Annotated in this window: 12 protein-coding genes; 9 read left to right on the top strand and 3 right to left on the bottom strand. The window is 42.1% G+C overall.

The features are described from left to right. Positions 1 to 261 precede the first annotated feature (261 nt). Positions 262 to 816, top strand: a complete 555-nt coding sequence (locus V513_RS00365) for a hypothetical protein (protein WP_099771215.1) — start codon at positions 262 to 264, stop codon at positions 814 to 816. A 172-nt stretch (positions 817 to 988) separates the two neighbouring features. On the opposite strand, the gene V513_RS00360 is transcribed toward V513_RS00365, so the two are convergent. After that, the gene (locus V513_RS00360) at positions 989 to 1,459 is read right to left on the bottom strand and encodes a peroxiredoxin (protein WP_014731444.1); all 471 of its coding nucleotides are present in this window, start codon (positions 1,457 to 1,459) and stop codon (positions 989 to 991) included. 423 nt (positions 1,460 to 1,882) lie between these two features. Here V513_RS00360 and V513_RS00355 point away from each other — a divergent pair, with 423 nt between their 5' ends. Both V513_RS00355 and V513_RS00350 read left to right on the top strand, forming a co-directional pair. Further along, positions 1,883 to 3,226 carry a transglutaminase-like domain-containing protein gene (locus V513_RS00355; protein ID WP_099771214.1) on the top strand — a complete coding sequence of 448 codons (1,344 nt, stop codon included), beginning with the start codon at positions 1,883 to 1,885 and terminating at the stop codon, positions 3,224 to 3,226. A 254-nt stretch (positions 3,227 to 3,480) separates the two neighbouring features. Then, positions 3,481 to 4,113 carry a hypothetical protein gene (locus tag V513_RS00350; protein ID WP_099771213.1) on the top strand — a complete coding sequence of 211 codons (633 nt, stop codon included), beginning with the start codon at positions 3,481 to 3,483 and terminating at the stop codon, positions 4,111 to 4,113. A 157-nt stretch (positions 4,114 to 4,270) separates the two neighbouring features. Here the strand turns inward: V513_RS00350 and V513_RS00345 are convergent, their stop codons facing one another. Beyond that, on the bottom strand, positions 4,271 to 4,876 hold the full coding sequence (locus V513_RS00345) for a GerMN domain-containing protein (protein WP_257211836.1): 606 nt from the start codon (positions 4,874 to 4,876) through the stop codon (positions 4,271 to 4,273). A gap of 76 nt (positions 4,877 to 4,952) precedes the next feature. Here V513_RS00345 and uvsE point away from each other — a divergent pair, with 76 nt between their 5' ends. From uvsE to V513_RS00320, 5 genes are all read left to right on the top strand, one after another. Continuing rightward, positions 4,953 to 5,849 (top strand): UV DNA damage repair endonuclease UvsE, encoded by an 897-nt coding sequence (uvsE, locus tag V513_RS00340; protein WP_099771211.1) that lies wholly within the window; start codon positions 4,953 to 4,955, stop codon positions 5,847 to 5,849. 76 nt (positions 5,850 to 5,925) lie between these two features. Then, entirely contained in the window at positions 5,926 to 7,797 is a 1,872-nt protein-coding gene (locus V513_RS00335) for a nucleoside-diphosphate sugar epimerase/dehydratase (protein WP_099771210.1), read from the top strand. After that, complete coding sequence (locus V513_RS00330; RefSeq protein ID WP_099771209.1) at positions 7,794 to 8,333, top strand: hypothetical protein; 540 nt, start codon at positions 7,794 to 7,796, stop codon at positions 8,331 to 8,333. The genes V513_RS00335 and V513_RS00330 overlap by 4 nt, the downstream gene beginning before the upstream one ends. Beyond that, the gene (locus V513_RS00325) at positions 8,333 to 9,496 is read left to right on the top strand and encodes a DegT/DnrJ/EryC1/StrS family aminotransferase (RefSeq protein WP_099771208.1); all 1,164 of its coding nucleotides are present in this window, start codon (positions 8,333 to 8,335) and stop codon (positions 9,494 to 9,496) included. The genes V513_RS00330 and V513_RS00325 overlap by 1 nt, the downstream gene beginning before the upstream one ends. Continuing rightward, positions 9,493 to 10,392, top strand: coding sequence for a glycosyltransferase family 4 protein (locus V513_RS00320; protein ID WP_099771207.1), 900 nt, complete (start codon positions 9,493 to 9,495; stop codon positions 10,390 to 10,392). Before V513_RS00325 ends, V513_RS00320 begins: the two co-directional genes overlap by 4 nt. On the opposite strand, the gene V513_RS00315 is transcribed toward V513_RS00320, so the two are convergent. Next, complete coding sequence (locus V513_RS00315; RefSeq protein WP_099771206.1) at positions 10,385 to 11,317, bottom strand: magnesium transporter CorA family protein; 933 nt, start codon at positions 11,315 to 11,317, stop codon at positions 10,385 to 10,387. The genes V513_RS00320 and V513_RS00315 overlap by 8 nt on opposite strands. Positions 11,318 to 11,645: 328 nt before the next feature. Here V513_RS00315 and V513_RS00310 point away from each other — a divergent pair, with 328 nt between their 5' ends. Next, positions 11,646 to 12,695 carry a metallophosphoesterase gene (locus V513_RS00310; protein ID WP_099771205.1) on the top strand — a complete coding sequence of 350 codons (1,050 nt, stop codon included), beginning with the start codon at positions 11,646 to 11,648 and terminating at the stop codon, positions 12,693 to 12,695. Positions 12,696 to 12,771 lie beyond the last annotated feature (76 nt).

The raw sequence follows: 12,771 nt of genomic DNA, 5'->3' as shown, positions 1-12,771 counted from the left end.
GATCCATTTCTCATAAGCAACAACGAATCTCTGTTTCTTCCAGAAGAAGTTGGCAATCGCTCTTTTAATTTCTCACCTCTCCTCACTTGTAATAGAGTATTCTGTGAATTCAAATTGTGGAGGCTAAAATGGTCAAGTTAATAGATGAATTATCGAAAGAGGCTTTTATCGATTACTGCAGGAAATTCATCCAGAGCATGACGATTCTTTTTTGCCATAGAGACATTTGTCGCAGATGAAGATCATCCTTCAGTAATTCTCTTGGATAGAAATGATGAAGTTATTGGAGCTGCCTCTCTAATTCTTGAGGGAAGATATAGGAGTTTAAGAAAGGGAAGATTCATGATTCTTCATTCCAAATCATCGATGACGGACGCCTATAGATCACTACTTACGCCATTACTAAGTAAAATCTCTGGAATAGACGAGGTCTATCTCTTTGTTTCATTAGGAAAACCAGTCGAATCCATTCTAAAGGAAATCGGTTTCAAAGTTGAGGGATATTCCTTCGTCCTTAAGAGAAGGCTAATTAGCAGCTCTCTAGAAACCCCCGAGGAAATCGATTTCACCACATTTGACTTGGAGAAACACGGAGAGACTTTCTGCAAAATAATCAACTCTGCTTTCGCCAAACTAGCGGGCCATTTCGACATTGACCCGAACTGGTTAAGAAGCAATCTGTCAATTAGCACAGTTCCAGATTCAGGGATTCAACTGCTATATAAAGAAAATGAACCAGTAGGCCTCTTCTTTTCGGAAATCAATAGTGAAAGACTCCTTGAAATAGGTCCTCTGGCGTTACTGCCAGGCTTTTAAGGGCAGGATTTTAGAAAGCTCTTGTTAAGAAAAACATTGGCTCTTTCTTATGAATTGGGCCTTGGAAGTGTCCTCTCGGAGAATACATGAAACGAGATCACCCTTTCTCTTTATCTTGAAGATGGATTTGAGAAAGTCCAGGCAAAAACCTGTTACAACCTCATTGTCTAGATCACTCTAAACTCCTGATGAACTCCAACACTTCTACGGCATGACCCTTTGCTTTAACGTTTCGATATTCTTTTGCGAGAATTCTGTTTTCATTAATTACAAAAGTCGATCTTTCTGTTCCCATATATTCACGACCGTACATCTTTTTCGGTTTGATCACGTCGAACATCTCGTGAATCCTTCCATTCTCATCACTCAGAATAGAAAAGTTCAAATCAAGCTTCAACGAGAAGCTCTGATGGGATTTCAGACTATCTTTGCTAACACCAATTATGACTGTATTTAAAGCCTCGAACTCGCTCGCCAAATCTCTAAAGCCTTCTGCTTCGAGCGTACAACCGGAAGTGTTATCTTTTGGGTAAAAATAGAGCACAATCTTCTTCCCGGAAAAGTGGGACAACGATATCTCATTGCCGTTTTGATCAAGTAATGAAAAGTCCGGTACGTTCTTGCCCAGAGAAATCTCGGCCATTATTTCACCTCCACCTTTTTCGGATGTCAAGAACGCCCCATCAGGATCAAGAAAGGAGCCCCGTTTCACTCATTTTGATTATAGGGCAAATTACTCTAAGCACTTAGAATTCTCAGCCCTGTCCTCTTTGCTTGCAAAACGACAGTGCTGTGCTCATTAGAAATTAGACTCCCGGAAAATTGCAGGTACAACCTACTCCAAGCGTATCGAAGTCTTTTTCTCTACTGGTGTTGTCAGATTATCTTCTGAAGAAAGATTCATGGCATGGATTTGCACATATTCTAGCAGTGGAGAAAATTCCACCCCTTATATCTTAAGAGAATAGCGGCTTCCAGGCGGAGGCCGCCTTTTTTTCGTAGCCCTTCTTGCTGATATAATCATTTTGAGATCTCTCTTTGATTACGAAGATAAGGGGTGAAAGGAATGGAGTTTTTGGCAGCTCAACTTCCTGAGAAGATCGGCTTGCTTGAGAGCAATGGAGACTATAAAGGGGCTATAAAAGAAATCGATAATGAGCTTGAAAGCTATCTTCCTTCTATTATGACAAGAAGACTGTTATGGGAAAAGGAAAGAATTCTCAGACTGAAGGACAATTATCCATACACTAATTCACAGGCATTTGAGATTCTATCTAATTCTATAGACAACTTCACCAGAGAGGAATTTGAAGGTTTATGTGAAGCGAAGCAACTAGACTCAATGACTCTCGACGGTGAGGCAAGATTCGAAAAAAGATTCGATAAGAATCTTCTATTCGTTATGCCGGAATATGGTAGTCGACTGAAGCAAAAAGATAACGAACGAGACGAAATAAGGGTGCTCCTCCACAGAGAAATAGACAGGCTTATCAGCACTAGAGAACCCTCAAAATTCAAAGTGAATGCTAGATCGTCAATCAATGTTCAAAGCTCTGAGGAAAATGTTTTCCGCTGTTGGTTGCCAGTATCCAGAAATGGAGAACAAGTTTCCTCAACGAAGATCCTCAACACAAGTCACGATTATTTCCTGTCTCCGGCAGATTACTCCCAACGCACCGTATACATGGAGTCAGATGCAAAAAAAGATACCGTTTTCAGTGTCGAATTTGAGTACGAAATCTCCGAAATATCGACTTCCCTCGATCCTTCCAGATGCACACATCCCGATGAAAAGAGATTTGAAAGCTATTTGATTGAACGAGCGCCCCATATCGTATTTTCACCATTTATGAGATCTCTAGCCGATGAAATCTCTGGCAAAGAGACCAATCCCTACTACATCGCTAAGAGTTTCTATGACTGGATATGCGAGCATGTCAAATATACATTCATGAGTGAATATGCCCTTTATCCAAATCTTTCGGAATTTGCCGCTACCAATCTCAGGGGGGATTGTGGTGTAAAAGCTCTGCTGTTTATCACACTTTGCAGAATAAAGGGAATACCCGCTAGATGGCAATCAGGATGGTTCGCATCTCCAAAAGGTGCGAGCCCTCACGACTGGGCTTTGTTCTGGTTCGAACCTTTTGGGTGGGTTCCAGCCGACTGTTCCTTCGGAGGATCAAGAAAGGATATCCCTGCTTATAGAGAGTTCTACTTCGGGAATCTAGATGCGTACAGAATGATCTCGAATTCAGAATTTATGGCACCCCTGTTGCCGGCTAAGAGATTTTTCAGATCTGATCCATATGACAATCAGGTGGGAGAAATCGAGACAGAAAAGAGAGCCTTGAGATCGTACGAGAGGGAGTGCTCTATTGAAATACTCTCTTTTGAAAGGTTAACGTAACAAAAGCTGAAAACGGAGATCACTCTGAAAGATCTTTTTTTCTCTCGCTGTTATCAGTTTATGAAATCGCCAAAACAATCTTTTCGTCAGCCCTTGAAAGGATAAAAATGCTGCGATTATTCGATAGCTATCGGAAACCGATCATTTTGAACTGGCGCAAATCTGTTTTTCTGTCCATATAGTTTCAGCATGAGAGAAAATGTCTTGAATACTGATAGACTTATTTAAATAGATTACTACAAAGGAGGCATTCCATGAAGAAAAAATTCGTCCTGCTTTCTTTGTTGGTTATTTTTGCAGTTTCAGCATTCGCCCATGTACCGGCCTTCCTAACATCCGATGACTTTGCTAAAGGTGCATTCCTTGTAAGGGACATAGATCTGTCACAGATCTTTTATTATGTCTTCTCCGCAGCAGAGGAAATCACATTCGTATTCGAAGGTTTTGTCGGTCAGCACTTCCACATGCTTTTTGGAGTACCAAAGGAAATTGAAGGCATGGATTCCACAATGGACTTTCGTCCAGAACTCACAGTATATGATCCTGATGGAGAAATCGTCGAAGATTTCGTTCTTGAAAGTATAGAACCCGAAATAATGTATGAGTTCTTCGGTGATACCTATTCATACCTATACGTAAGACATGACTCGACACTAGCTAAGAAAGGGATCTATTCTATCAAAGTGAAGGCTGAAGATCCAGGAAGAGCATGGATAACGTTTGGAAAGAAGGAAAAATTTACCGCTTCCCAGATAATTGCGGTACCACGATGGATAAGAGAGATCAGATCATTTCACTATTTAAAGGGACTGGCCAAATGGGAATTGTACGGGCTGGGTATCATAGGAGCAATATCTGCCGCTCTGGTGTTGTTAGTTTTCCTCTGAAAAAAGAAGCTTAAGATTAGTAATCGTGTAAGGTAAAAAGAAAAACGCCCATTTCGTTCGGACGTCTTAATGAATATTATACCACGAGATTTTGTTAAAGTCAACTACTCTGCAAATTGCAACAGTGTAAATTACTATTCAAAGATCAAATGTAAGATCAGGGTTGAAAGAGATCGATTGGCTCGAATTCAACGCTGCTCACCGAGTCGAATTGAAGAGCTGTCTTTTCTATCTGAGCTTTAAGGAGATTTACCCTGCAAGACCCGCCTGAAGTAAACCCGGTAGGATCTGAAAACTTCAAGAACAAAACTCCGTTCTCAAGTCTGGCTCCAAGAAATTGCAGTTCTCTGCCGGGGAATTCTGTCTTGAAACCCAGGTCTTCTTCGGCCTTAGTAAGCTCTCCCCTTAACAACAAACGCAGCGCATCGTTAATTGGTGACTGAGAATATGGAATCGTTCTCTGGACAGGTATTACAGCTCCTGTATCACAGATGACTTCGTCATTCATCAGTCTATCGAGAAGCTCGTTATAATAATAGAGATTTATACTCATTGTTCGCTGAACACCGGTTACCGCACTAATCTCCATCTCAAGAGCGGCCTGATGCTTTTCAAGGTTTGCTACCCTGCCCTCAAGGCTTTTCACCCTGAAAAGATGGAAAATAAGAATCACTAAAAGCAGAACTGAAATCACAAGAAAGGCAACAAGGACAACTCTGGTGATGGGGAAAGACTGTTGCTTCTTAACTCTCAAATACCTCACCTCTCAATCAGTATCGAATCAATTATACATTCTTCGCCCGAAACTCCGCTAAAATACTATTATTAGGAGGTTATGCATGAAGATAGGGTATCCTTGCATAAACACAACTCGCAGCTGCACCTCTGCGAAAACTTTCAGACTGGCATCATACAGTGAAGAGAGACTGATTAAGACTGTCTCTGCCAATCTTGATTGCCTTGAAGAGATACTAGAATACAACAGAAAAAAGGACATTCTCTTCTTTAGGATTTCATCGGACCTAATTCCATTTGCTTCTCACCCAGTCTGCAAAGCAAAGTGGGAAAATATTTTTCGAAGTAGATTCGAGAGCATAGGCGATAGGATAAAAAATTACAATATGAGAGTATCGATGCATCCCGATCAATTCGTCTTGGTCAATTCTCCCAGGTCTGATGTTGTAAGCAATAGTACCGCCGAACTACTTTATCACGCAAAAATTCTCGATCTCATGAAGCTAGACGGCAGTGCAAAAATCCAGATTCACGTTGGCGGAGTTTACGGAGATAAGAAGGAAGCCTCCAGGAGATTCATAGACAGGTACAACGCATTTCCTGAAGCTATAAAGGAGCGACTCGTGATCGAAAACGACGAAAGATTATACTCGCTCTCGGACTGTATGGCGATTAATTATAAGACAGGTATTCCGATTCTCCTTGATGTATTTCATCATTCAATTCTTTCAGATGGAATTTCATTTGCTGATTCCCTTAGTTTATCCGGATCAACGTGGTCAGATGAAGATGGAATTCCAGTTGTTGATTACAGCACTCAACAAGAAGGCGCGAGAAAGGGAAGACATACAGATAGCATCGATCTACACAATTTCACTTCTTTTCTAGAGGAAAGTCGCCCCTACAATTTCGACATCATGCTTGAGATAAAAGACAAGGAAAAGTCGGCAGAAGCAGCTATCCGTGTTACGCGCAAAGACGAAAGGTTCCAGGTTAACTGAATCCAGTGTAAAAGAAAGATGGAGGCGAATTTTTACTTCGAGTCTATTGTGCTAGAATCTCCATGAGGTGAAGAGTTTGACAAAACTCAGTGATCTTTCCGGCTTCAAGAGAAATCTTTTGCTTCTAGTAGTTGATTCATTGATAGTATATTTTGCATACATACTAGGTATGTACTTCAGATACGGTATTTTCACTCTGGATGAACCGGAGTTTTTCGTTAATGGAATTTATTTCAGCGCTTTCATTGTCGTTTCTCTTATACTAAACGGTGTATATAGAATCGCCTGGAGCTACAGTTACTTCAGAGATTATTTCATAATACTCCGAGCTGTTATCGTTGGCTATGCAATCGGATTTCTTGCAGGTCGATTTCTCAACCTCTTTGAAATAAGATTTCTCACGGTGCCTTTCACAGTCTCGACGATGGCAGCAATTATCTCCGTTTTTCTCTTAATATGGTCGAGGTTTTTTTGGCTCAGTATCTTGAGTAGAAATCATCCGATTGTCTCTTCCGAAGAAAGGGTCTTCATAGTAGGGGCAGGAGATGCCGGTACCTCAATTGCGGAGGAACTGTCGCGCCATCCTGAAAATGGATTGGTAGTGGGTTTTATAGATGACTCTCCGAAAAAGCTTCGAAAACGAATTCGTGGAATTCCCGTTTTGGGGAATACTGATGAGATTATGCCGCTCGTAGAGAAAATGGGAGTCCGAAAGGTAATCATTGCAATCCCCTCTGCCGATGCAAGCACATTGAGAAGAATCTTTTCGAAGATCGATGTAAGTAAGGTCAAGGCTCAGACTCTTCCAAGCATTACGGAGATAATGGACGGAAAGGCGAAACTTGGATATCTGAGAGAGATAAACATCGAAGACCTGCTTGGAAGAGAAAGCGTTCAGATAGATCTGAACTCACTCAAGGATTATGTTGTTGGAAGAACTGTGCTCATAACCGGTGCTGGAGGAAGCATTGGGAGTGAGTTGTGCCGTCAGATAGCCCCTCTTGGACCCGGCAGGCTCTTGCTCGCCGGAAAGGGGGAAAACAGCATCTATGAAATCAGCCAGGAGATTGGCTCTCTGTTTCCTGATCTCAAGGTCAGTCAACTAATTGGCGACGTGGCCGATCGGTCGAGAATGAGATACATTTTCAATAAGATGAGGCCACAGGTCGTCTTCCATGCCGCTGCCCACAAGCACGTTCCCATAATGGAAGAGAACCCAACAGAAGCATTTAGAGTCAACTCACTTGGCACTTACAATATTGCGAGTCTGGCCGATGAATTTGGAGTCGAAACAATGGTCGTTATTTCGACAGACAAGGCAGTAAGGCCAAGTTCTGTCATGGGTGTTTCAAAGAGAATCGCAGAGGAATTCGTGAGATCCATTTCATCGAGAAGCAATACGAAATTCGGAATTGTCAGGTTTGGGAACGTTCTTGGAAGCCGTGGAAGTGTGATGCCTCTTTTCAAGAAACAGATCCAGTCCGGTGGGCCCGTTACCGTTACAGATCCTAGAATGACAAGATACTTCATGACAATTCCGGAAGCGGTGACGTTAGTTCTTCAAGCGGGGGCATTTTCCGGAGATGGAGACGTCTTTGTGCTTGACATGGGGGAGCCTGTCAAAATCTCATCCCTCGCAAACGAGATGATTACCCTTGCCGGATATATTCCCCATCAGGAAATTGAAATAAAGTACACAGGTGTCAGACCGGGCGAGAAGCTCTTCGAAGAATTAGTCCTCACAAATGAAGAATTAATTCAGACTAAACATCCAAAGATCTTCCGTCTCAAGATGAATGAAGCGATGGATGAAGAGGCTCTGCTTAAGACAGTTTCCAGACTGAGGACCGCAGTTGAAGAGAGCGACTTTGAGGAATTGAACAGAATAACTTCTGAAATAGTCGATGATTCAACTGCCAGAATAGATGATGGATGTGATTCAAAGTGAACTGGTATGTCGATTTCGTTAGAGATTTCCCTTTCTTATCAGCAATCATTCAGTTCTCTATTCTTGGAACTCTTGGCGATTTTGTCAGTGCGAAGATTGCCCGCTTCAAGACGCCGTTTCCGCCAAGGATTGCTTTCATGAAGGCCCTGGAATGGGCTTTCCTAGCTATCTTCATAAAGATCGCATTCATTGGTTACCAGGGCTTCGTTTCTGCTCTTGTAATCAATGGAGTTCTACCGAGCTTTTTCGTCGAGAACCTCTTGCTCAATGCCTTTGCACGCTCACTTTCGATGAATCTTCAATTTGGTGTATTTCTTGTACTTTTTCATAGGCTGCTCGACAATTTAGTACTTCAAACAGTCAACTGGAAGAACCTGGACAAAGCGCTTATTTCTTTGATTTGGTTCTGGATTCCAGCTCACACGCTTACGTTCGCTTTGCCAAAGGATTTCCAGATAGGTCTCGCTGCACTTTGGTCATTTATGTTAGGACTTCTGCTCTCTTTATTTTCAAGATCTCCTCAGGAGGTGAAATAATGTTCGTTCCCCTTTCAAGACCTGACATTACAGAAAGAGAAATTTCGGCAGTTACGGAGTTGATGACGGGAGGCATTTTATCTATTGGCCCCAAGGTTACAGAGTTTGAAAGAATCTTCGCGGAATATATCGGTGTTGAACATGCCGTCGCAGTAAACAGCGGAACCAGCGCCCTTCACCTGGTGATTCGTTCTCTGGACCTGAAGAGGGGTCAAACAGTTATCACAAGCCCTTTCACTTTTGTATCCTCCGCAAATGTTGCTTTATACGAAGGAGCCATCCCGATATTCGCAGATATTGAAGAGTCGACATTTAACGTATCTCCGGAAACTCTGGAAGAGGCCCTGGCCAACTACTCAAGAGATGGTCTGGATACAGGTGCTATCAAACTAGACTCATTTGTTCCGGACATATTTATGGCAGTAGACATCTTTGGCCATCCACTTGAGTGGGACAGAATCGAGGGGATCTGCAACAAACACGGGATAAAAATCGTTGAAGACTCGTGTGAGGCGCTGGGGAGCTCTTTCATGGGACGAAAGACAGGGAGTTTCGGTCTTGCCGGCACATTTGCGTTTTATCCAAACAAACAGATTACAACTGGAGAAGGCGGAATGATTGTTACCGATGACAGCAATATTGCGGAACTTTCTAAGAGCATGAGAAATCAAGGAAGAGGAGTCTCCGAAAACTGGCTTGAACATGTAAGACTTGGCTATAATTACAGGATGGATGAAATGTCAGCCGCACTTGGCGTGGAACAAATGAAAAGAATTGATGAGATTCTTGAAAAACGCCAGAGAGTTGCTGACCGTTATGAAAGGCTTTTGTCAAACATCAGTGGAATAGAAACTCCTTTCATTGCAAATTACGCTACGAGCATAGGCTGGTTTGTGTATGTTATAAAGTTAGACGAGAAGATAGATAGAGAAAGCTTCATGAGATATCTCACAGAGAATGGAGTCCAGTGCCGGGATTACTTCAGACCTATACATCTTCAGCCATTTTATATGCAAGACTTCGGATACAGAGAGGGTATGTTTCCGGTAACTGAAAGGTTAGCCAAGAGAACGGTCGCAATTCCTTTCTTCAACAATCTTAGTGAAGAAGAGATGCAGTTTGTCTCTTACACTATTGAAAAAGCCGTGGAGTTCGCTGGATGATGTCGTACCTCTATGCCATGATTCTTTCCGCACTACTGTGTTTCATTTTTGGAAAGATCGGTATGAGGCTTGGGCTCGTGGATAAGCCTTCTGGTGTTCTAAAACCTCATGAAAGGCCAATTACTTTCATGGGAGGAACGGGGATATTTCTTGCCATGATTCCTTGGTTTTTTCGGAATCCAGAGTTCTTTCCGCCAATACTGATAATGTGGGCTCTGGGCTTTGTTGACGACATAAGAGGTGTTTCCCCGAAAATCAGATTAATATTGGAGATTCTTGTGGGATTTGCAGTGTCTTTCATCATCTTTGGGTTTTCTACATTAGATTCGATCGTTCTCTCGGTGGTTTTTGCAGGCATGGTTAATGCTTACAACATGGTAGATGGTCTTGATGGAATTTCTTCGGCAAATGTTATCGTATTTGCAGTGTTTGCATATTTCACGGGATTCGTTCCTGAGATAGCCCTCGCAATTGCGGGCGTTTACTCCGGATATCTAATTTTTAACTTTCCACCTGCAAGACTTTTCATGGGAGATCAGGGATCGTATATCGCAGGTTCCTTTGTCGGAATATTGCTCATTCAATCTTGGGGGACTCAGAATTTCATCAGAATTGCGGCGATTTGCTGGCCGGTTTTTCTCGATCTCTTCGTTGGATTCTTAAGAAGATCTCTCGCAAAAAAATCGCCTTTTACAGGTGATCGTGACCACTATTACGATAAGATATTCAGACTTACCAAAAACAGGAAGAGAGTCACGCTCCTTATTTCAACAGGCATTGCGCTCTCTTACGCATTTGTGGGGGTCTTTATTCCTGTAATATTCATCCCCCCTGTTCTTTTGGCGGCTTCACTAGTTCAGATTTTTTCCCTGGGATCACTTCATTCTACTACTTGAACCATCTTATCTTGAATAGTACAAAACCAACCAGGAAGGCAGCAAGTCCCGACAAACCCATAGACCAGTAGAAAATCGTACTGCTCTCCATAAAGGGGAGTTTAACATTCATTCCATAGATCGACGCTACCAGCGTCGGAATCTGAAGAGAGAGCGTCACTATCGTTAATATCTTCATTACTACGTTGAGATTATTGGAGATCACAGAAGCAAAGGCATCCATCATTCCCGTCAGAATGTCGCTGTAAATGTTTGCCATCTCGATTGCCTGTCTATTCTCGATAGAGATGTCTTCAAATAGCTCTTCATCTTCCTCATAGAGCGTCAGTATGTTTGCTCTCTTGAGCTTCTCAAACATTAACTCGTTTGATCTAAGAGATGTCGTGAAGAAAACTAAAGATTTTTCGAGATTCAACATCGCCACAAGCTCTTGATTCCTGGTAGATCTGTGTAGTTCGGACTCGATCTCATTTGACAGTCTCCTGATTTCCTTGAGATACCTCAGGTAATAAACAGTTGCTCTGTCAAAAATTCTAAGAAGAAAGCGGTTTCGTTTCTTTGTGGAAATATCCTTAACCCGTCCTTCGACTATGTCCGATACAATTGCGTTTTCCGAACTGCTTATCGTGACAAAATAACCGGATTTCATTGCAATTCCGAGAGTCGTCGTCTTGTATGGAACGGTTTCGTCTGCAGTATCTAAATATGGCAGTTTGGTAATCACGTAGATTAAATCCTCATCTTGCTCGAATCTTGCCCTTTCTTCCTGATCTAAAGCATCGTACACAAAATCCTCGTCGATTTCTAAACTCTTAAGAAAAGCGATGTCTCCACTATCTGGCGATACAACATTGATCCAGCAACCTTCTACTGGTGAATCTAATGTATTCATTCTTCCATTCTCGGAAATCAAAATCTCGCGCACATCGGTCCCCCCTTTTTAAGTACTTCATCTTTCTTTTGTCACTTAGAAGGAGGTCTCAACGGGCGAATCAAATCAAAGTGGCGGTTCACTCTCACTACTGTATAATTCCATATCACTCACCTCCGCTCTGAGATTATATCATAACGCAGTTGAACACCGTTATTTTCACCGCTAAAAGCTATTCCAACACTTCTCTTGTATCTTGTCATCCATCAATGGACGAGATTTCAAAAACCCCCTCAATAAGAATCAAGATTCTTTTTCCGTTATAATCATTATGTGTCCATTTATTCGCAGATCCCACGACACCATAAAGGAGGTGAGCGCGTTGAAAAAATATATGCTTCTTCTGTTTCTTCTGATAATTGGTCAGGTTTTTTCAGTCTATTTGAACGATATTTCGCGCGATGGAGTTACCGTAAGCTGGTTCACTGAGGAACCCTCAACTTCTTATTTAATAGTCTACGATGGCTCCAATGAATCTATTCATTCAGATGAGAAAGTGACTCTTCACAGATTCCGGGTATCTGGACTCCTTCCTGGAATGAGCTATGCTTACACTGTTAAGAGTGAAAAGGATGGAGAAGTCATTTACAAAGGCAACGGGATACTGACAACCGCACCTAACAGAAACACACCATTCAGTTTTGCAGCTTACGGAGATAGTAGAAACAACTATGTCGTTCATTCTGAGATAGTCAATGGAATAGCTAGTGAAAACGTACCTCTAGTAATCCACACGGGTGATATCGTCTCGACCGACGATGCTATTGAAGAATGGATAAACTTTTTCGAAGTCACCGAAATATTATCTGACAGTGTACTCTACAGTGTTATTGGAAACCACGAGTCTGAAGCCATAAACTATTTGAAATTCTTTGCTTTCCCAGGAAATGAAAGATATTATAGCCTATGGTACGGCGATATCTTCTTCATATTTTTGAACACAAATGAAGCCTTCGATAAGTATTCACAGCAATACGTTTGGCTTCTAACACAGCTGGAGGAGGCGGAAGAAGAAGATCCTGCACATATAGTAGTTTGCTTACACCACCCTCCGTACAGTTACGGCTCTCATGGAGACCATCTGTATCTAAAGGAATACCTGGTTCCTGTCTTCGAAAACTACAACGTCGATCTTGTTCTTAGCGGCCATGATCATGGCTATCAGAGAATTGAGAGAAACGGCGTAACCTATGTTATTACGGCTGGCGGCGGTGCTCCGCTTTACGATATCACCCGGGGCGAGAGTCTAGTCGCTTCCGCCAAAGCCTTCCACTATATGTTGTTCAACTATACTCTAGAAGGTCTGTACGGCTATTCAAAAACCCCGGAGGGCCTTATTCTGGACAGTTTCTATATTCCAAAACATAATTAACTGATCTTTATAGCAGTTCATCGAATTTAAAATACTTGATCTTCGGGAAATATTCATTTTCATCCTATAGAATCCT

The organism is Mesotoga sp. H07.pep.5.3, from assembly GCF_002752615.1.
Taxonomy (GTDB): domain Bacteria; phylum Thermotogota; class Thermotogae; order Petrotogales; family Kosmotogaceae; genus Mesotoga; species Mesotoga prima.
Note: the sequence above shows the minus strand (reverse complement) of the source record. Positions and strands in the feature narration are given on the sequence as shown.

Excerpts from the sequence above, each read along its gene's own strand:
- V513_RS00320 (WP_099771207.1), top strand. The coding sequence starts at position 9,493 with ATGATGTCGTACCTCTATGCCATGATTCTTTCCGCACTACTGTGTTTC.
- V513_RS00350 (WP_099771213.1), top strand. The coding sequence starts at position 3,481 with ATGAAGAAAAAATTCGTCCTGCTTTCTTTGTTGGTTATTTTTGCAGTT.
- V513_RS00355 (WP_099771214.1), top strand. The coding sequence starts at position 1,883 with ATGGAGTTTTTGGCAGCTCAACTTCCTGAGAAGATCGGCTTGCTTGAG.
- V513_RS00325 (WP_099771208.1), top strand. The coding sequence starts at position 8,333 with ATGTTCGTTCCCCTTTCAAGACCTGACATTACAGAAAGAGAAATTTCG.
- uvsE (WP_099771211.1), top strand. The coding sequence starts at position 4,953 with ATGAAGATAGGGTATCCTTGCATAAACACAACTCGCAGCTGCACCTCT.
- V513_RS00360 (WP_014731444.1), bottom strand. The coding sequence starts at position 1,459 with ATGGCCGAGATTTCTCTGGGCAAGAACGTACCGGACTTTTCATTACTT.